Origin of the sequence: Pseudomonas sp. 10-1B, from assembly GCF_000935045.1 — a bacterium.
GTDB lineage: Bacteria > Pseudomonadota > Gammaproteobacteria > Pseudomonadales > Pseudomonadaceae > Aquipseudomonas.
This window is the reverse complement of record NZ_JYKS01000015.1, coordinates 142,757-161,383: the sequence shown is the minus strand read 5'-3', so window position 1 is coordinate 161,383 and position 18,627 is coordinate 142,757. Positions and strand designations below refer to the sequence as shown.

General features: G+C 63.4%; 16 protein-coding genes. 6 read left to right on the top strand and 10 right to left on the bottom strand.

The genetic code is table 11. The features are described from left to right. Window positions 1-28 precede the first annotated feature (28 nt). The 3 genes from TZ03_RS10835 to TZ03_RS10825 are packed head-to-tail and all read left to right on the top strand — an operon-like array spanning window position 29 to window position 2,792. Window positions 29-814: an ABC transporter ATP-binding protein gene (locus TZ03_RS10835; RefSeq protein ID WP_051097600.1), complete on the top strand. Its 786-nt coding sequence runs from the start codon at window positions 29-31 to the stop codon at window positions 812-814. Beyond that, entirely contained in the window at window positions 811-1,776 is a 966-nt protein-coding gene (locus TZ03_RS10830) for an ABC transporter substrate-binding protein (protein WP_051097599.1), read from the top strand. The genes TZ03_RS10835 and TZ03_RS10830 overlap by 4 nt, the downstream gene beginning before the upstream one ends. Further along, the gene (locus TZ03_RS10825; RefSeq protein WP_051097598.1) at window positions 1,773-2,792 is read left to right on the top strand and encodes a FecCD family ABC transporter permease; all 1,020 of its coding nucleotides are present in this window, start codon (window positions 1,773-1,775) and stop codon (window positions 2,790-2,792) included. Before TZ03_RS10830 ends, TZ03_RS10825 begins: the two co-directional genes overlap by 4 nt. A 169-nt stretch (window positions 2,793-2,961) precedes the next feature. Here the strand turns inward: TZ03_RS10825 and TZ03_RS10820 are convergent, their stop codons facing one another. The 6 genes from TZ03_RS10820 to TZ03_RS10795 are packed head-to-tail and all read right to left on the bottom strand — an operon-like array spanning window position 2,962 to window position 9,845. Further along, a complete protein-coding gene (locus TZ03_RS10820; protein ID WP_051097597.1) occupies window positions 2,962-3,345 on the bottom strand; it encodes a RidA family protein in 384 nt (127 codons plus the stop codon). A gap of 32 nt (window positions 3,346-3,377) precedes the next feature. Further along, on the bottom strand, window positions 3,378-4,073 hold the full coding sequence (locus tag TZ03_RS10815) for a DUF3726 domain-containing protein (RefSeq protein ID WP_051097596.1): 696 nt from the start codon (window positions 4,071-4,073) through the stop codon (window positions 3,378-3,380). A 2-nt stretch (window positions 4,074-4,075) separates the two neighbouring features. Continuing rightward, a complete protein-coding gene (locus TZ03_RS10810; RefSeq protein WP_051097595.1) occupies window positions 4,076-5,770 on the bottom strand; it encodes a hypothetical protein in 1,695 nt (564 codons plus the stop codon). Window positions 5,771-5,796: 26 nt separating this feature from the next. Further along, a complete protein-coding gene (locus TZ03_RS10805) occupies window positions 5,797-7,347 on the bottom strand; it encodes a BCCT family transporter (RefSeq protein ID WP_051097594.1) in 1,551 nt (516 codons plus the stop codon). Window positions 7,348-7,402: 55 nt separating this feature from the next. After that, on the bottom strand, window positions 7,403-8,389 hold the full coding sequence (locus tag TZ03_RS10800; RefSeq protein ID WP_051097593.1) for a dipeptidase: 987 nt from the start codon (window positions 8,387-8,389) through the stop codon (window positions 7,403-7,405). A gap of 13 nt (window positions 8,390-8,402) precedes the next feature. Beyond that, a complete protein-coding gene (locus TZ03_RS10795; RefSeq protein ID WP_051097592.1) occupies window positions 8,403-9,845 on the bottom strand; it encodes an aldehyde dehydrogenase family protein in 1,443 nt (480 codons plus the stop codon). Between the two features lie 95 nt (window positions 9,846-9,940). Here TZ03_RS10795 and TZ03_RS10790 point away from each other — a divergent pair, with 95 nt between their 5' ends. Then, entirely contained in the window at window positions 9,941-10,840 is a 900-nt protein-coding gene (locus TZ03_RS10790) for a LysR family transcriptional regulator (RefSeq protein WP_051097591.1), read from the top strand. A 1-nt stretch (window position 10,841) separates the two neighbouring features. On the opposite strand, the gene TZ03_RS10785 is transcribed toward TZ03_RS10790, so the two are convergent. Next, window positions 10,842-11,822 carry a 5'-nucleotidase gene (locus tag TZ03_RS10785; protein ID WP_051097590.1) on the bottom strand — a complete coding sequence of 327 codons (981 nt, stop codon included), beginning with the start codon at window positions 11,820-11,822 and terminating at the stop codon, window positions 10,842-10,844. Between the two features lie 59 nt (window positions 11,823-11,881). Beyond that, window positions 11,882-12,127, bottom strand: a complete 246-nt coding sequence (locus TZ03_RS10780; protein WP_051097589.1) for a hypothetical protein — start codon at window positions 12,125-12,127, stop codon at window positions 11,882-11,884. Window positions 12,128-12,490: 363 nt separating this feature from the next. Between TZ03_RS10780 and TZ03_RS10775 the strand changes: the two genes are divergently transcribed. After that, on the top strand, window positions 12,491-13,369 hold the full coding sequence (locus TZ03_RS10775; protein ID WP_051097588.1) for a WYL domain-containing protein: 879 nt from the start codon (window positions 12,491-12,493) through the stop codon (window positions 13,367-13,369). Window positions 13,370-13,705: 336 nt separating this feature from the next. On the opposite strand, the gene TZ03_RS10770 is transcribed toward TZ03_RS10775, so the two are convergent. Next, entirely contained in the window at window positions 13,706-14,617 is a 912-nt protein-coding gene (locus TZ03_RS10770) for a LysR substrate-binding domain-containing protein (RefSeq protein WP_051097587.1), read from the bottom strand. A gap of 94 nt (window positions 14,618-14,711) precedes the next feature. Between TZ03_RS10770 and TZ03_RS10765 the strand changes: the two genes are divergently transcribed. After that, complete coding sequence (locus TZ03_RS10765; protein ID WP_051097586.1) at window positions 14,712-15,887, top strand: MFS transporter; 1,176 nt, start codon at window positions 14,712-14,714, stop codon at window positions 15,885-15,887. A 216-nt stretch (window positions 15,888-16,103) separates the two neighbouring features. On the opposite strand, the gene TZ03_RS10760 is transcribed toward TZ03_RS10765, so the two are convergent. Next, entirely contained in the window at window positions 16,104-18,590 is a 2,487-nt protein-coding gene (locus TZ03_RS10760) for a TonB-dependent siderophore receptor (RefSeq protein ID WP_051097585.1), read from the bottom strand. Between the last annotated feature and the right edge of the window lie 37 nt (window positions 18,591-18,627).

Below are 18,627 nucleotides of genomic sequence, written 5' to 3'. Positions count from 1 at the left end.
GCCGATGCCACCTGCAAGAGGGCACAGCATGACAAGTCTGAACATCGAAGCGTTGGGCTGGACGCTGCACGAACGGGGCAGGCCGCCTCGTTCGCTGCTCCACAGCGTTGAGCTGAATGTGGCGCACGGTGAATTCGTCGGGCTGATCGGTCCGAATGGCAGCGGCAAGAGCAGCCTGCTCCGTTGTGCCTATCGCTCGACCGAACCTACGGTGGGGCGCGTTCGCCTGGGCGACGATGATATCTGGCAACGCCCGGCGCGCTGGTGCGCGCAACGTATTGCGGTGGTGTTGCAGGAGTTTCCCGAGGAGTTCGGCTTGAGCGTTGGCGATGTTGTCGCCATGGGCCGCACACCCCATAAGGGGTTGTTCGACAGCGACACGGCCGAAGACCGGCAGCAGGTTGCCCAGGCACTCGCTCAAGTGGGGCTTGCAGCCCAAGGGGGACAAACCTTCGCGACGCTGTCCGGAGGCGAAAAGCAACGTGTGCTGCTGGCCCGCGCGCTGGTGCAGGCGCCCGAGCTGCTGATCCTCGATGAGCCGACCAACCACCTCGACCCGCGTTATCAGCTGGAGTTGCTCAAGCACCTGCGCGGCCTCGACCTGGGCATCATCGCCAGCTTCCACGACCTGAACCTGGCCGCCGCCTTCTGCGACCGGCTGTACGTCATCGACGGCGGGCGCATCGTCGCCAGCGGCACCCCGCAACAGGTACTGACCAGTTCGTTGCTCAAGCAGGTATTCGACGTCGAGGCGCTGGTCGATCCGCACCCGTTGCATCCCTATCCACGCATCACCTGGATCACCCGACCATGAAACTGCGTCACCTGATCGGCCTGCTGTCGATCGTCCTTGCCCTGCCAGCCATGGCCAGCGATTACCCGTTGAGCGTGCGCAGTTGTGACCGTGACGTGTCGTTCACCAAGGCCCCGCAGCGGGTCGTGGTGCATGATGTGAACATGACCGCCATGCTCCTGCACCTGGGCTTGCGCGAACGCATCATCGGCTATACCGGCTTCACCCGCAGCAAACACCGCGACCCATGGATCGACCAGGCCCTGGAGGGCGTGCCGCAACTGGCCAGCCGTTATCCCTCCATCGAAACCCTGCTGGCTGCCGACACCCAGCTGTTCTTCGCGGGGTGGAACTACGGCATGCACGTCGGTGGGCCGGTGACGCCGGCCACCCTCGCGCCGTTCGACATCCCCGTCTACGAACTGAGCGAGTCCTGCTCGTGGGTCATGAGCCAGCCACGGGCCAGTGTCGATGACGTGTACCGCGACCTGGCCAACCTGGGGCGCATTTTCTCGGTCGAGCCACAGGCGCAAATGCTGGTGGCGCAGATGCGTGCTCGCATCGACCAGGTGCGCGGCGCTGTGGCGCAGGTACGGCAACCGCGGGTGTTCCTTTACGACAGCGGTGAAGAGCGGCCCACCACCTCCGGGCGCCTGGGCATGCCGCAGGCGTTGATCGATGCCGCTGGCGGCCAGAACGTGATGGCAGATGTCACTGCCAGCTGGACCCAGGTTAACTGGGAAAGCGTGGTGGAGCGGGACCCTGAAGTGATTGTGATCGTCGACTACGGCCCGCGCAGTTGGCAGGAGAAACGCGACTTTCTATTGCGCCAGGCAGCGCTGAAGGATGTCCGCGCCATACGTGATCAGCGTTTCATCGTGCTCACCTATCTGCAAGTGACGCCTTCCGTGGAAAATGCACTGGCCATCGAGAAGCTCGCCAGCGCGCTGCATCCAGAACTGTGGCAGGGCGCTCGGCCATGAGTGGCACGTGGGGCGTTATCGGTTATCGGTACCTTATAGTCACGTTGACCCTTGTGCTGTTGGTGTCGTGCCTGAGCGCCCTGGCGTTTGGCCCGGCCTCGGTATCTTTGGCCCATGTGGCCGGCATCGTCGGCCAGAAGCTGGGCTTTTCCAGCACTGGCGAATGGACCCAGAGCCAGGCGCAGATCGTCTGGGTGCTCCGCGCCCCACGTGTGTTGCTGGGTGCGCTGGTGGGGGCCGGCCTGGCCTTGGTCGGCACCGCGCTGCAAGCGGTAACCCGCAACCCCCTGGCCGATCCGCATCTGCTTGGGGTCAGTTCCGGGGCGGCATTGGGCGCCGTGCTGGTGATTCTCTATCTGGGTGAGTTCATCGGCGTATTCAGCCTGCCGCTGGCGGCGTTCGCCGGGGCGGCAGGGAGCATGTTGCTGGTCATCGCAGTGGCCAGGCGCAGTGGTCGCATGGACAGCGACCGCCTGCTGCTGGCCGGGGTGGCGGTGTCGTTCGTGTTGATGGCGCTGGTCAACCTGCTGCTGTACACGGGCGATCAGCACGCAGCAGCGTCGGTGGTGTTCTGGATGCTGGGTGGCCTCGGGGCGGCGCGCTGGAATGTCATCTGGCTGCCGGCGCTTTGTGTGCTGTCGGGGATTGTCGTTCTGCGGATAGCGGGACGCGGGCTGAACGCGCTCATGAGCGGGGAGCAGACGGCGGTTAGCCTGGGCTTCAGCGCCAAGCGGTTGCGCTTGCAAGTGTTCGTCTGCACATCGTTGCTGACGGGCGTTCTGGTGTCGCTCAGCGGTGCGATCGGTTTTGTCGGCTTGATGGTTCCGCACATGGCCCGAGCGCTGGTGGGGGCAGAAAATCGGCGGTTGATCCCCGTGAGCGCGCTGCTCGGGGCGATCTTCCTGGTCTGGGTGGATGTCGCGGCGCGGACCTTGATTGCGCCGCAGGATATGCCTATCGGTATCGCTACTGCGGCGTTGGGCGGTTTGTTTTTCCTGCTGTTGCTGAAGCGTTGATGACGATGGTTCCCGCGTGCGGGAACTACAAGCGTACGCGCGAAAATCCCACAGGAATAACTGGCCCGAAACAAACGTAGGAGCGAGCGCCAGCTCGCGATGCGCCGCGCGGGCGGCGCTCGATCTCACAGGCACTGAAACTGTGATGGCGGGCACTACCCACAACTGCTCACACCGCCGGCGTCAAGCAGGCGTACACCACCAGCTCCACCAACATTTCCTCGCGCGCCAGGCCTGCTACCACCACTGCCGCGCGGTTGGGGTAGGGCGCTTGGAAGTATTGCGCGTACACGCTGTTGACCGTGGCCAGGTAACTGCGGTCGGTCACGTAGATCAGTACCTGGGTCACGGCTTCCAGCGAACTGCCTGCAGCCTCCAGGGTGTGGCGCAGGTTGCTCAGGGTCTGGTGCGTCTGTGCTTCGATACCGCCAGCGACCACCTGGCCCTGTGCATCGATGGGGATCTGCGCGGTATAGAGCGTGCCGTTGCCGACCACGGCCCACTCCAGTGGCGCTTTGGAGGCGAACAGGTCGGTTTTGACTGCATATTTCATGGATGAATTCCTAAGTGAACGATGATGGCCTGTCAGTCGCTATCGCTGCCGCCACCTGCGCCGTGGCGGCGTGACGCTTCGCTGCTTTCCACCAGGATGTGTTCGGCAAGCTGTTTGAGCCGCTGCCAGGTGCGCTCGCTGACGTTGAAACCTTGCGCAAGCGCCGTGGGCGGACTGGGCTGGGGGCTGGCAGGTGCCGCTGGGCGGCTGAAGAGGATGGTGATGCTCTGCTCGACCTGCGCGTCGCTGGCATGCCGATCCTCGCTGTGCAGTTCAGGCCGACGGCCGCCAGCCATGAAGGTTGCACAGTGAACCTGGCGTACGTCGCCCCAGCGAGCCTGCACCAGCAATCCCAGTTCGGCGGCGCGGCGCAGGTAGCCGAGCAATAGCAGTCGGTTGTGGCAGCGATGAATCCGCAGCAGCGCCTGGCCGCTAGCCAGCGCTTTGCCCGCAGCCAGTTCCACGGCAGCCGCAGCGCAGCGCAGGACACTCTGGCTGTGGGCATCGATCACCAGCAGGGCGCTGTCCTCGTAGCACAGGGCGAACGGTCGGTCGGCTTCTCGCTGCAGGTAGTCCAGGGCCTTTTCCAGCGTGCCGACGCCGTCTAGCCCCTGCAGTTGCAGCCAGCCGACCAGGTCGGCGGCGTCTTCACAATCACCTGCGGCAAAGCCCATGCCCTCGAAGGCCTTGCGGCACATCACCTGAATTTCATTGAGCGATACACGCATGGTCAAACGCCTCCGTGCGGCATTACCGCAAAGTTCCAATCGTCGTCGAACGGCTGGCCGATTTCGCTGACCAGCGGTGCGCCCTGGAACAGCGTGATGCGCACCCAGCGACTCGACTTTGGATCGAACTTGCCGGCGCCGAAGAACGCCAGTTTGCAGCGCAGCAAGTGAATCGGCAGCATGTCGCGGGCTAGCAGGTTGGCGCGGATTTCACCATAGGTGCTCAGTGCCATGCCCTGCAGGCGGCGAACCGTGCCCTTGAATGCCGGTTGGCTGATCAGGAAGTGCGCGGTCAGCGCCTGGGGCTGTGCAGCCAGGTACGCGAGCGCGGCAGCATGGCAACGCTGGATATTACGGGCGATGCCCAGTTGCATTTCCTTCTCGGCGCCAGGCTCCTCGGTGCGCATGCCCAGGCGAGGCTCCTCTTTTTCGGCGGAGCGGTACCAGAAGAAATGTTCGGCGTCCACGTCGCTGAAATCATAGGCCAGGGCCCAGCCATACTGCCGCTCGATCAGTTCACGCAGTTGCTCCAGGGGCATCTGTGCGTCCAGGCGCCAGTCTTCGACTACGCCCATCTGGTCGGCCAGTGGCGTGACTAGCTCGGGGTACAGCTCCAGCAACAGGCTGACCAGCAACTCCTGACAGCCGAGGCCTGCGTGCGCTTCGCTCCAGGCCAACAGGCGCGACCAGAGGTCGCTGCCGCAGGCCTGAAGGCATAGCCAGTCGGCCAGCGATACCAGTTCAGCCAGGGTCTGTTGGTTCTGTTCGTGCTGACGTTGGTCCTCGGTCAGGGTCTGGCTCAAGTGCTGGCGAGCCCGCGCCAGCAGGGTCTGCAAACGTGTCAGTCGGCTGGCCTCGGCCGTTTGCGCCAAGACCTGGGCCAGGGCCGTTTCCCGCGTGTTGATCCACTGTTCGACCAGTTGCGGGTGGTTGATCAGGAACGGGGCCATGCCCAGCCCGGTGGCGTTGCCGACACCCAGGTATCGCTGCAGCGCCGGTTCCAGTTTCACGGCCTGTTGCGGGGCGAGCGCATGGGCCATGTGCTCGATCTGTTCAATGCTGAAGTGGCGCAGCATGTAGACGGTGAACATCTGCGCGGCGAACGGCTGGCTGAAGTCGGCGTTGTCTTGCAGGCAGCCGAAGTCGGCGATGCCGAACTTGCCATTGCCGTACACGGCAGTGGTGCGATAGAGGTAGCCGACCTCGGCCAACTGGCGTGGATCAGGCTGGTTGCCTTCGGCCAGTGCTGCCAGGAAACGGTCGAAATTGCGCAGGCTGCGGTTGGCCCGGGACAGCACCAGTACCCGGGCATCGAAACGGCCGGCCTCCTGCAAAGGCACGTTGCGTTGCAGGTCGGCCAGTTGCGCGTTGTCGACATCGCCGGCGACCAGCACGAAAGTCACGTCCCATTGGTCGGCGATGACCCGGTCGCTGCGTTTTTCCGGTGGCAGGTATGCCGAGAAAATCACGCAGTGGTAGTGGGCATTCGGCGTGTCGATGCGGTAGATGGCAGTGCCGAAGCCCTCGCCATCGAGGTCGAAGCAACTGCGCTGGATCTGCCAGCGCTGGTTCATCATCCGCCGCATGCTGCTGCGCACGAAGCTCAACGGGCTTTGGAAGTGGCTGCCCAGCCGGGCCAGGTTCATGACCTGGCTGGCGGGGCGCAGCGTGGGCGTTGCAAGCACGGTGTGGGGCATTGTTGTCATACCTTGATGCATCATGTTCAGACGCCTTGTTCGCGGGCCATGTGCCGGGCGATGCGCACCGCATCCCACAAGGCTGGCAGGATCACCAGCGACACCGGCACCGCGGTGATCACGATGAAGGACTGCAGGGCCGTCACGCCGCCCGCACCGATGGTGATCAGCACCACCGCCGCCAGGCCCATGCCGATGGCCCAGAAGCCGCACAGCCACTTCTTCGGTTTATCCGTGCTGGACATCGCCAGCGCTACGGTGAAGGCCATGGCATCGCCATTGGTGGCCACCGAGATGAAACTCAGGAACAGGAACAGCGCGCTGATCAGGCCGCCCAGTGGCAGGTTCTGTGTCACGCCCAGCAGCAGGTCCTCGGGCTGGGCACCATGGGCGGTGACGATGCCCGGGGTTTGCAGCTCCAGGCCGATGCCGCTGCCACCGACCACGGTGAACCAGAACATGGTCACCAGCGGGGCGATGATCGACAGCGTCATGATGATCTCGCGAATGGTGCGGCCCCGCGAGATCCGCGCGACGTAAAGCGCCACCATGGGGGCATAGCCGATGAACCACCCCCAGTAGAACACCGTCCACCAGTCCAGCCACTTGGGGTCGGCACGGAACATCGCCATCGGGATGAAGTGCTCCACATGCAGGGCGAACGCCGCCGGGAAACCGCCAAGGATGAACAGCGTCGGCCCGAATACCACCATGAACAGTGCAAGGCCCAGCATCAGCCAGACGTTGATCTCGCTGACGAAGCGGATGCCCTTGAGCCCGACCAGGCAGGAGGTGGTGTACATCAGGGTGACCAGCACGATGGTGACCGACTGGCTGACCAGGTCGTTGGGCAGGCCCCACACGGTGTGCAGGGCGCTGCTGATCTGCAGGCCGAGGAAGCCGATCGGGCCGATTGTCCCGGCGACCACGGCGATGATCGAGGCGGCGTCGGCCAGGGTACCGATCGGGCCCTTGAGCGCACGCTCGCCGAACAGCGGGTAGAGCAGGGTACGCGGCGCCAGTGGCAAGCCCTTGTCGTAGTGCAGGTGCATCAGCACGATCGCCAGCAGGCTGCCCAGCACGGCCCAGGCCAGGAAGCCCCAGTGCACGAAGGACTGCGCCAGCGCCGCGGTGGCCGCCGCTTCGCTGTGTGGCTGCAGGCCAGCGAACAAGGGCGGTGGGCTGGCGAAGTGCATCAGCGGTTCGGCGGCGGCCCAGAACGCGCCGCCGCCAGCGAGCAGGGCGCACATGATCACGGCGATCCAGTTGAAGGTGCTGATGTCCGGGCGCTGGGTAATCCCGCCCAGGCGCACGCGCCCGCATTTGGAGAAGCCGATGGCCAGGCTGACGACGAAGGTCACCAGCATCAGCACTTGCCAGTACAGGCCGAATGCCTTGGTCGACCAGGCGAACATGGTATTGACCAGCGCCGACACCGCATCGATGTCGATCAGTGCCGCGAGCAGGAATGCGCCAAGGAAGCCGCCGCTGATCAGGAACAGCGGCCAGTCTATGTCCCGCGCCACAGGCAGGCGCATGGCCTGCCCTTCAGCCGGCAGGGTGGTTGGGTTTTTCATGAAGCCTCCGGAACCTGCGATTGTTGTTATTGTCGATGCTGTCCGTGCGGGGGGCTCAAGCCTGCGCCGTGGTGGCGGTGTCCAACAGGCGCAACCAGTTCAGCCCCATGATCTTGCGTACGTCTTGCTCGGCGAAGCCACGGGCACGCAAGCCCAGGGCGATGTTGGGGAAGTCGCGGCTGTCACGGAACCACTGCAACGGCGCAGGCCAGTTGGCATTGTCCTTGGAGCCTTCGCCGTAGTCCTTCTCCTTGCTCCAGCGGCCATTGCGCATCCATTCGAGCACCGCCAGTGGTTGCGCCTGGCACAGGTCGGTGCCGATGCCGATGTGCTCGACGCCCATCAGGTCGGCGGTGCGGGCGATCATGTCGCAGAAACTCTCCAGGCTGCAGTCCGACGCGCCCTTGAGGTGGAAGGGGTAGGTACTGAAGCCCAGCAGGCCGCCAGACTCGGCGATACCGCGCAGTACCGCATCGGACTTGTTGCGTTTGGCCGCATGGAAGCTCGACGGGTTGGCGTGCGAGACGATCACCGGTCGGCTGGATAGCTCGATGGCCTCCAGGGTGCTGCGTTCGGCGCTGTGCGACATGTCGATGAGCATGCCGACCCGGTTCATCTCAGCGATCACTTGCCGCCCGAAGCGGCTTATGCCGTTGTCTTCGCGCTCGTAACAACCACTGGCCAGCAGGCTCTGGTTGTTGTAGGTGAGCTGCATGACGAACACCCCGAGCTGGCGGAATACCTCCACCAGATCGATATCGTCCTCGATCGGCGAGCAGTTCTGGAAACCGAAGAAGATCCCCACCCGACCTTCCTGGTGGGCCAGTCGGATATCGTTGGCCGTGCGCACCGGGCGGATCAGCTCTGGCCAGGTTTCGAAGCGACGGTTCCACTCGCCCAGACGTGACAGGGTCTCGCGGGCGTTCTCGTGATAGGCGATGGTGGCGTGCACCGCGCTCAGCCCACCGGCCTGCATTTGCTGGAATATCTCCGGGCTCCAGTTGGAATACTGCAAGCCATCGATCATCAGTAAGTCCTGCATGGCGCGCACTCCTTCAGGGCCGCACGTAGGTGGTCTTGACCACGGTGTAGAAGTCGCGGGCGTACTGGCCCTGTTCGCGTGGGCCGAAGCTGGAGGCTTTGCGGCCGCCAAACGGCACGTGGTAGTCGGTGCCGGCGGTGGGCAGGTTGACCATCACGCAGCCGGTCTGGGCACGGCGCTTGAACTCGCTGGCATGGCGCAGCGACTGGGTGATGATGCCGGCGGTGAGGCCGTACTCGGTGTCGTTGAGTGTCGCCAGGGCCTCCTCGAAGTCGTGCACGCGGATCACGCAGGCGATGGGGCCGAACACTTCTTCGCGGTTGATGCGCATGTCGTTGCGGCTGTCGATGAACAGCGCCGGGCGCATGTAGTAGCCGTCGCTGTCCAGTTGCAGGCGTTCGCCGCCCTCGACCAGGGTGGCGCCTTCGGCCTGGGCCAGGCGCAGGTACTCCAGGTTCTGCTCCAGTTGGCGCGCCTCGGCCACCGGGCCGATCTGCACGCCGGCGTGCAGGGCATGGCCAACCTTGAGCTGGCGCATGCGCAGGCGCAGGGCTTCGACGAAGCGGTCATGGATGCCGGCGCAGACGATCAGGCGCGAGGAGGCCGTGCACTTCTGCCCGGTACCGAAGAAGGCGCCATTGAGTGCGCACTCCACCGCCACGTCGAGATCGGCGTCGTCCATCACCACCAGGGCGTTCTTGCTACCCATCTCCAGCTGGCAGCGCACCAGGTTGCCGGCGGTGGCGATCGCGACACGGCGGCCGGTTTGCAGCGAGCCGGTGAAGGTCAGGGCGTCGATATCGGCCGACTGCACCAGGGTTTCGCCGACGCTGGCACCACTGCCCATGACCAGGTTGAAAGTGCCGTCGGGCAGGCCCTGGCGGCTGATGATCTCGGTCAGTGCCCAGGCGCTGGCCGGTACCAGGTTGGCCGGCTTGAACACCACCGCGTTGCCGAAGGCCAGGGCTGGGGCGATCTTCCAGGCGGCCGTCGCCATCGGGAAGTTCCAAGGGGTGATGATGCCGACCACCCCTACCGGTTCGCGGTGCACTTCGATATCGATGCCGGGGCGCACGGAGGCCGCGGTTTCGCCCATCTGGCGCAGCACTTCGGCGGCGTAGTAATGGAAGAACTGACCGCTGCGGGCGACTTCGCCAATGCCTTCGGCCAGGGGTTTGCCTTCTTCACGGGAAAGCAACTGGCCGAGCTCCTCCTTGCGGGCGATCAGTTCGTCGCCGATGGCCATCAGTATCTGCTGGCGTGCTTCCAGGCCGCGAGCGGCCCACAGCGGTTGGGCGGCAGCGGCGGCCTGGATGGCCTGTCGGGTCTGCTCTGCACTGGCCTGGTGGTACTCGCCGATCAGGTCGCTGGTATCCGAGGGGCTGTGGTTGCCCAAGGTGGCGTGGCCTTCGCACCACTGGCCATTGATATAGTTCTTGTAGGTCTTGAGTGACATGGATGAACGCCTCCGTTTGCATGGCTCTCATCTTGCGATCAATATGGGGCAAATAAAAATTAATAAAAAAAATTCATTGATAAGGATTTCTAACCATGTTGCCTGAGTTGAAGATCGCCCAACTGCGCTACTTCGTGCTGGTCGCCGAACTCAAGAGCTTCCACGCTGCGGCCCGCCAGGCCTACCGCACCCAGCCGGCGATCTCGCTGGCGGTGCGGGAGCTGGAACAGAAGCTTGGCCAGGCCTTGGTCGAAAAGGGTGGTGGCCGGGTGGAGCTCACACCGTTCGGTGAGCATTGCCTGCCGTTGTTTCGCGGCTTGCTCGAGCACCATGACCGCATTGCCCGCGAGGCCATCTTGTTGGCCCGGCATGAGATTGGCCAGGTCGCTATCGCCACTGTGCCTTCGGTGGCCAGTCGGCTATTGCCCCGGCCGCTGTCGCGCTTCGTGGCCGAGCATCCGAATGTGCAGGTCAGCATCCAGGACGGCACTGCCGAAACCGTCCAGCAACTGCTGCTGCAAGGGCAGGTTGACTTCGCCATCAGCAGCCTGTGGATGGACGATGAACAGATCGCGTTCGCACCGGTGATCAACGATCAGGTGGGTGTGGTGTGCCGAGCCGATCACCCCTTGGCGCAGGTTGGCGGTGCACTGCACTGGTCGCAATTGCAAGATATGCCGATGATTCGCAACGGTACCTCGCGGCTGCTCGAAGGCACCGACGCCGAGTGCCTGCTGGAGCACAGCCGACTGTTCGTCTCCAACATGATTTCGTTGATTGCGATGCTGGAGCAGGGGGTAGGGCTGAGTACCCTGCCTTACCTGGCGTTTCCGCTGGAGAATGAACGGCTGGTGTTCCTGCCGTTGGCAGAACCTGTGGTGGAGCGCCAGATTGGCGTGCTTACTCGCAAGGGGCGCAGCCTGTCGCCGGCAGCGCAGGCACTGATGACGTTTCTACAGGTGCATACGTCTGCGGTCGGACTCGTGGCAGATTGATTTACCGGCTCTCGTCGCTTACGCCGCCCGTTGAACCCACGGCGCTCACCTCACGCTTCCTGTTCGCCACCCCAAACGGCACATGCACCATCGGCAAATCCCCCGCCGGCGACTGCAAATGGCTGCGCTGGTCATCAAAAAACACGTGCGGCTTCAAGATCGACAGCACCCTGGGCTTCTCCATCCCGCCCAGGAAAAAGCACTCATCGGGCGACACCCCCCAATCCTTCAACGTCGTCACTACCCGCTCATGCGAAGGTGCATTGCGCGCCGTCACAATCGCAATCCGCAGAATCCGCTTGTATTCCGGGCACTCGGCCAGCTTGCGGTCTTCAAGCATGCGTATCAGCGAAAGCTTGCGGTACAGGTCCGCCAACGGCCCTGGCGAATGCGGAATGCCCTTGTGTACCTGCTCATGCGCCTGAAACTCATCCAGGTTGTCGCCGCGCTTGTACACGCGCTCCGCTTCGTCATCGGCAATCACCCCATCGAAGTCGAAGGCCACCCGCAGCTCAGTGTCGATCTCGTCATCATAGATGCGCGTCGGTAGCACCCGCCCGGCCGGGTAATCGGCGTCGATGGCCTTCTGCACGTCCTCCTCGTTGGCACTGAGGAACAGCGAGGCATTGAACGCCGGTATGTACTCATAGGGCGAGCGGCCGGACATGAACGCTGCGCGGGTGATGTCCAGTTGGTAGTGGTCGATCGAACGAAATACCCGCAGGCCGGTTTCCGGCGAGTTGCGCGAGAGCAGCACCACTTCCACCGGCAACTGTTCGGGGAAGGCCTGGTTGATGCTCAGGAAGCGGCGAATGAAGGGGAACGCCACGCCCTTGGGAAACGGCTCGTCCAGGTTCTGTTCCTGGTGCTGGCGGTAAGCCTCGACACCCTGGTTCTGGTAGATGTCGTCCGAAACCGTGAGGTCGAACAGCGCACTCGAGGCAACGCCGATGACCAGTTTCTGTTCGATGGGGTAGGGCATGTGGCAACTCCTGAGGGTGTGCTGAAGGCAAGTGTACGCGTGCGCCGTGACGATAGCCCTCAGGCCTCTGGCAGCAGCCCGAGCAGCACCTGAACCTGGCGCTGCAACTGGCTCACATGCTCGCGTTCGGCGCGCAGGGCAGAGCGCAGTTCGTTGTTTTCCTGTTTGTGAATGCGGGCGTTGCGCTCCAGTTCGCGGTCGCCTTGCAACAGCTCCCATATCTCGCCCTGGCGGGCGTGTTGCAGGCACAGTAGCAACAGAGTGATGCCGCAAATGCCCAGCAGCGAGATTTCGATGGCTTCCATGTGACGCTTCCTTGAGATAGTGGCTGTTTGCCGGTAAGCGAAACGATATGTCTACTTTAACTACATGTCGATATTGGTGACTTGTACAGGTAAAGAAATGGTGCAGGTTCATCAAGCCTGAGGCACGTAGAGGACGATCTGCAGAGAAGGCCATTTGATATCATTCATTGCTCGCGATACCGTGGCTGACGCGGGGTGCCTGTGGTCTGAGCGCTGCTGGCAGGCCAGGTGGACTTGCGGCATGCATATGCCTGGTTACTTTACATATCATGGTCATCTTGATTTGCCGGCAAACAGACATGTACGATTTTATGACACGTCATTTGGCATGGCATTAAATTCCGTTGCCCTTCAGGAACCGACATGAAACGTACGCAACGCATGGCGCAAACCCGCTGGGACCTGGCCCTGCGCTACCGGTTGATCGAGACGGTGGTCTGGTGGGAAGGCCGGCTGACCACCAACCACCTGATCCAGAGCTTCGGTATCAGCCGCCAGCAGGCGTCGAAGGACATCAACACCTACATCAACGACTATGCCTCGAAGAACCTGGTGTACGACAAGCAGATCAAGGGCTACGTGCCGACCCGGCAGTTCAAGCCGCTGTTCATCGACGATAGCGCCAGCGCCTACCTCGACCTGCTCAACCAGAACAACGAACGCGCCCCGCATATCGAGGGCCTGGCCCTGGCCTATGCCCATACCGAAGTGCTGAAGCTGCCGGACCGCTCGATCAAGCCCGAGGTACTGCGCCCGCTGCTCAAGGCCTGCCGTGAAAAGCGGCGCCTGGACATCGAGTACGTGTCGTTCACCAGCCCCGAGCTGGAAGGGCGGACCATCGCCCCGCACACGCTGGTGTACACCGGCATGCGCTGGCATGTGCGGGCGTATTGCGAGAAGAACCGCATGTACCGGGACTTCGTGCTCAGCCGTTTCCGCGGTGTACCGGATGTGCATGATGAGGAGACCGAGAATGGCATCGATCATGACCTGGAATGGAACACGCCGGTCGATGTGATCTTCAAGCCGGATGAGCGGCTGACGCCAGCGCAGCGGGCGATCATCGAGGTGGACTTCGGCATGACGGACGGGCAGTTGGTGGTAGGGAGTTCGCAGGCGTTGGCGAAGTATGTGGTCAAGCGGTTCGGGGTGAATCCCAATATGCATGATGCACGGCCCGAAGCGCAGCAGCTGGTGTTGGCGAACCGGGCGGCGCTGAAGCCTTGGCTGAACCTGGATTGAGGCGCACAGGCGGGGTGGGGATGTGGCAACTAACGGCTCACACGCCAAAGGCTACCTGTACCCCCGCGAACACCGGCAAGCCGGTGCCATCCACCGCGCCGCCTATTTCGCGGGCACGCCCGCTCCCACAGGTACTGTGCAGGTTTTGGGCTCACGCCATACCTGTGGGAGCGGGCATGCCCGCGAACACCGGCAAAGCCGGTGCCATCCACCGCGTTGGGTTCTTCGCGGATGAATCGGATCGCCGCACCGCCGCTCCCACAGGTGCTGTGCAGGTTTCGGGTTCACGCTATTGTTCTCTGCGCGACAGCGCAGCCCGTAGGGCTGTGTGATCTCCTACAGGCCAGATACATTTGTGCAAGGCAGTTGCTCCACCAGAAAATCCACGAACACCCGTACCCGTGCCGGCATTGCCGAGCCGCCGACGAACACCGCATGGATCGGCTCCCGGTCACCGGGGTTGTATGCCTCCAGCAGCGGTACCAGGCGGCCACTGGCTAGGTCATCGGCCACGGTGAAGGTACCGATGCGCGCCACGCCAGCGCCGAGCCTGGCCAGCTGCGCCAGGGCTTCGCCGCTGCTGCATTCGATATTGCCGGCCACCTTCAGGGAAAATTCCTGCCCATCGCGGCGGAACGGCCAGTCAGGTGCAGCGCGGCGGAAGTTGAAACGCAGGCAGTTGTGCCGCGCCAGGTCCTCCGGCACAAGCGGCGTACCACAGCGTTGCAGGTAGTCGGGCGAGGCGACGATCACCTGGCCGGTTTCGCCAATGGCACGGGCGCTCAATGAACTGTCCGGCAGGTGGCCGAAGCGCAGTGCCACGTCGGCCTGGCCAGCGAGAATGTCGGCTACCTCATCGCTGAGGGTAAGATCGACCAGCACCTGCGGGTAGCGTGCGCTGAATGCCGCCACCAGAGGTACCACGGTCAGCCGGCCATGGCCCAGCGCAGCGCTGACCCGCAAGCGCCCGCGCGGCACGCCCTGGTCGGTAATGGCCTCTTCCACTTCGAGCATGTCGGCCAGCACCCGCCGCGCACCGCGCAAGTATGCCTCCCCCTCGGGGGTGAGGGTGATCGCCCGGGTTGTGCGCAACAACAGGCGGGTACCCAGGCGCTGCTCGGTGCGCGCGATGATGCGGCTGACCGCCGACGGGGTCAGGCCCAGCGCCCGCGCGGCAGCGGACAGGCTGCCCTCTTGCGCCACCCTGGCAAAAATTTCCATCTCTCCAGATCTTCCACTGAAGTCCATTTGTGCCTCGTCAGCAAAGGTGGTTCGCAAAAAAACGGGCTAGTGCGCCTTGAAAACGGATCGTAGCATTTTCGGCATAGATAAGGAGCTTGCCATGCGTATCAACCCACCACTTGTCGCACTCGCCATCGGTGCCTTTGGCATCGGTGTCACCGAGTTCGCCCCCATGGGCATGTTGCCCAGTATCGCCACAGACCTTGGCGTTTCCATCCCCGCTGCCGGGCTGCTGGTCAGTGCCTATGCGATCGGCGTCCTGATCGGCGCACCGCTGATGACCCTGGCCACCGTGAAGATCCCGCGGCGTTACCTGCTGATCGGGCTGATGGCCATTTTCACCCTGGGTAACCTGATGTCGGCCTTGGCCAGTGATTACGCAAGCCTGCTGGTCGCCCGCGTGGTGACCTCGCTCAACCACGGCGCGTTCTTTGGCATCGGTTCGATCGTTGCGGCCAGCGTGGTACCGCCTGAAAAGCGTGCCGGGGCCGTGGCCGCCATGTTCATGGGGTTGACCTTGGCCACCATCGGCGGGGTGCCGCTGGCGACCTGGTTCGGTGAAATGCTGGGCTGGCGCACGGCATTCTGGGGTATCGCCGGGCTTGGCCTGGTGGCAATGACCACGCTTTGGTACGCGCTGCCTAATGTGCCATCGCCCAAGGGTGAAGGGGTCATGGCCGAGATCCGCGTGCTGGCCCGCGGGCCGGTGCTGGCGGCGCTGCTGCTGACGGTGGTGGGCTCCAGTGCCATGTTCACGGTGTTCACCTACATCGCGCCGATCCTGCAGAGCGAAGCGGCTGCGTCTACCACCTTCGTTACGGCCATGCTGGTGTTGTTCGGTGTTGGCCTGACCTTGGGCAATGTGTGGGGTGGCAAGGCGGCGGACCGTTCGGTCGATCGTACGCTGGTGGTGTCACTGGCTGTGCTGATTGCCGTACTGCTGGTGTTTCCGTTGGTGATGGACTGGCCGCTGCCGACTGCATTGGCGATTCTGGTCTGGGGCGCTGCCAGCTTTGCCCTGGTGCCGCCCCTGCAGATGCGGGTGATGGAGGCGGCCAAGGAGGCGCCCAACCTGGCGTCGGCGGTGAACATTGGCGCATTCAACCTGGGTAATGCGATTGGTGCGGCGCTGGGTGGGGCGGTGATCAATGCAGGATTGGGGTATTCGGCGATTTCCCTGGCGGGTGCGGCGATGGCGGCGCTGGGCTTGGTGATGGTGTTGATGTTTGCCCGGCGTGGGAGGGCGGTTGCGTTGGCAGATCGGGCAGTGGTGTAAGCCGTTGAGACCCTGCGCTGCTTTCGCGACAAAGCCGCTGCTACAGGCGGTCTCGGTACCTTGTGGGAGCAACTGTGTTGTATTGCCTGGACTGGCCTCATTGCCGGCAAGCCAGCTCCCACAGGTATCGCACAGGGCTTGAGGCCTATGCGGTCCATGTAGGAGCGGGCTCGCCCGCGAACACGGGCGGAGCCCGTGCCATCCATCACGAGAGCCTCAGAACTTACCACGCAAGGTCAGCATGTAGTTACGCGGCGCCCCGTACCAGTTGCCGGTATCGCTGGCATCCACTGTTTGGTAGTAGGTCTTGTCGAACAGGTTGTTGCCGTTGAGCGTGGCTGTCCAGTGTTCATCGATGCGGTACTCGACCAGCCCGTTCCACACCGCATAACCGGCCTGGCGGAACGCGTAAGGGTCTTGCTGGCTGAGGCTGCCGTCGGGCAGGCGGTGCTGGATGAAGCCACTCTTGTAGCTGTCGCTCTGGATGGTCGCGCCCAGGCCGACCTTCCAGCGCTCGAACTCGCCGGGTAGCTGGTAGGTAGTGAAGAACTTGAACAGGTGCTTGGGCGTCTGCGTGCTTATCGGTGTGCCGTTGTTGTCGGCGTTACCCGCAACGCGCTGCTTGTTGATGTTGAGGGTATAGCCGACCATGGCCTGCCAGCCCGGCGCCAACTCGCCGGAAATCTCGCTGTCGATGCCCTTGCTGATCACCTCGCCCGAGGCGGTATAGAAGCCTTGGCCGGTGCTCACTGCTTCGTTCAGGCGCTTGGTGTAGTACAGCGCGCTGGACAGGTTGAGGCGACCATCGAGCAGTTCGCCTTTGGTGCCGAACTCGTAGGTTTCACCCTCGATCGGGTCCAGCGGCTGGCTGCTGGCGGACTTGTAGGCGGTCTGCGGCTGGAAGATCTCGGCATAGCTGGTGTACAGCGACCACTGCCGGTTCAGGTCGAGCACCAGGGCGCCAAACGGGGTGATTTCGCCGCGGTTGCTTTCCTTGACCCGGTTATCGGCATTGTTGAAGGCGGGCACCACGGTGCGGGTGTTGTCACGGTAGTCGGAGTAGCGCGCGCCCAGGGTCAGGTGCAGCGGTTCGGCCAGTTGTGCCTTGAAGGTGGCATAGGCACCTGATTTGCGCTGGTTCCAGTCGGGGTTGTAGTAGTAGCTGCCTGGTGTGGGCGGCTTGGGCATGGAGCCGGCGTCCCCCGTGGTGATGTCGAACGGCACGTTGATGTCGCTGACTGGCGACAGGTCGCTGTGGTCGGAGTAGCTACGCATCACTTCTTCGTAGTCGGCGCCGACCAGCAGTTCGTGGGTCAGGCCAAAGGCTTCGAAAGTACCGGACAGGTTGGCATCGAACAGGTCCTGCTCGTTGCTGTAACCACGGATGAAGCGCTTGAAGGTGGTCAGGTTGGTAATCTGGTTGACTGCGTCGCTGACTTCGCCAATGTCCTGGGTGGAGTCGAACTTGCTCTTGGTGTAGCTGGCCTTGACCTTCCAGTTGTCGTCCAGGGCGTGCTCGGCCTTGGCAAAGTACTCGGTGCGCTTGTAGTTGTTCGCTGACCAGTCGGCAGCCAGCGACCTGCTGCGAGAAGTGCCGATTTCCCTGCCATCCTTGTAGCGTACCAGGCCTCGGTCCCAGTAACCGTCCATGTCACGCCACTCGTAGGTGCCACCGATGCTGAGCAGGGTGGCCGGGCTCAGGTCGGCCTCCAGGGTGCCGAAGATCACGTGCTTCTCGCTGTCGGCATTGTCGTAGAAGTACTTTTTGTCTTCGAACGACATCGCCACCCGGCCGCGCAACGCACCGTCGAACCCAAGTGGGCCGGTCAGGTCGACTTCGCTGCGGTAGTTGTCCCAGCTGCCGGCCGACTGGCTGATGCTCAGCTGGTTGAAGGGCAGGGCGCGCTTGCGCACCAGGTTGATGCTGCCACCCGGGTCACCGGTACCGCCGAACAGGCCGTCAGAGCCGCGCAGCACTTCGACATGATCGTACGCGGTCATGTCAGGCAGGGTGTCGAAGGCTTCGTTGCGCAGCATCGGTGCTCCGCTGTCGGTCTGGATACTGCGGATGACGAAGCCGCGCGAGTAGATCTGGTTTTTCGAATCGTTGCCACCGACCACGGTGATGCCGGTGGTCTGGTCCAGGACCTGGGTCAGGCTGGTGAGGTTCTGGTCTTCCATGCGCTGGCGGGTCATCACGGTCACCGACTGCGGGGTTTCGCGCAGGCTGCGTGGGGTCTTGCCGCCGGTGGTGATGGTACCGGTAGTGTAGGAGCCGGTGTTTTCGGTCTGCTCGCCGAGGTTTGCAGCGCCGGTCACGTTGGTCGGGGCCAAGGCCACTGCACCCTGTGGTAGCGGTTCGCTGGCCGGGACCAGGCGGTAGCCGCCATCTTGTGGCATTGCCTGCAGACCGCTGCCAACCAGCAACTGTTGCAGGGCCTGCTGGCTGCTGAAGCTGCCGCGCAGCCCGGCGCTGTACTTGCCGGCCAGGTCGCGGGGGGTGAAGGCGATGTTCAGGCCGGTGCTGCGGCTGAGGGTGGTCAGGGCCGCGTCCAGCGACCCGGCAGGGATGGCCAGGTCGTAGCGTGCAGTGGTGGTGCTGGCGTCGTCGGCGGCGTGGGCCAAGGGCAGGGTGCCCAGCCCTAGGCTGGTGCAGAGCAGGGCTTGGCGGATGGCAATGCGCAAGGGAGTGGGTCGGGTCACGTTTGTTCTCGTTGGCAAATGGAGTGTTCTGCTGTGT

Excerpts from the sequence above, each read along its gene's own strand:
- TZ03_RS10780 (WP_051097589.1), bottom strand. The coding sequence starts at position 12,127 with ATGGAAGCCATCGAAATCTCGCTGCTGGGCATTTGCGGCATCACTCTG.
- TZ03_RS10815 (WP_051097596.1), bottom strand. The coding sequence starts at position 4,073 with ATGCGTGTATCGCTCAATGAAATTCAGGTGATGTGCCGCAAGGCCTTC.
- TZ03_RS10770 (WP_051097587.1), bottom strand. The coding sequence starts at position 14,617 with ATGGACTTCAGTGGAAGATCTGGAGAGATGGAAATTTTTGCCAGGGTG.
- TZ03_RS10835 (WP_051097600.1), top strand. The coding sequence starts at position 29 with ATGACAAGTCTGAACATCGAAGCGTTGGGCTGGACGCTGCACGAACGG.
- TZ03_RS10805 (WP_051097594.1), bottom strand. The coding sequence starts at position 7,347 with ATGAAAAACCCAACCACCCTGCCGGCTGAAGGGCAGGCCATGCGCCTG.
- TZ03_RS10785 (WP_051097590.1), bottom strand. The coding sequence starts at position 11,822 with ATGCCCTACCCCATCGAACAGAAACTGGTCATCGGCGTTGCCTCGAGT.
- TZ03_RS10790 (WP_051097591.1), top strand. The coding sequence starts at position 9,941 with ATGTTGCCTGAGTTGAAGATCGCCCAACTGCGCTACTTCGTGCTGGTC.
- TZ03_RS10825 (WP_051097598.1), top strand. The coding sequence starts at position 1,773 with ATGAGTGGCACGTGGGGCGTTATCGGTTATCGGTACCTTATAGTCACG.
- TZ03_RS10775 (WP_051097588.1), top strand. The coding sequence starts at position 12,491 with ATGAAACGTACGCAACGCATGGCGCAAACCCGCTGGGACCTGGCCCTG.
- TZ03_RS10800 (WP_051097593.1), bottom strand. The coding sequence starts at position 8,389 with ATGCAGGACTTACTGATGATCGATGGCTTGCAGTATTCCAACTGGAGC.
- TZ03_RS10810 (WP_051097595.1), bottom strand. The coding sequence starts at position 5,770 with ATGCCCCACACCGTGCTTGCAACGCCCACGCTGCGCCCCGCCAGCCAG.
- TZ03_RS10795 (WP_051097592.1), bottom strand. The coding sequence starts at position 9,845 with ATGTCACTCAAGACCTACAAGAACTATATCAATGGCCAGTGGTGCGAA.
- TZ03_RS10765 (WP_051097586.1), top strand. The coding sequence starts at position 14,712 with ATGCGTATCAACCCACCACTTGTCGCACTCGCCATCGGTGCCTTTGGC.
- TZ03_RS10820 (WP_051097597.1), bottom strand. The coding sequence starts at position 3,345 with ATGAAATATGCAGTCAAAACCGACCTGTTCGCCTCCAAAGCGCCACTG.
- TZ03_RS10830 (WP_051097599.1), top strand. The coding sequence starts at position 811 with ATGAAACTGCGTCACCTGATCGGCCTGCTGTCGATCGTCCTTGCCCTG.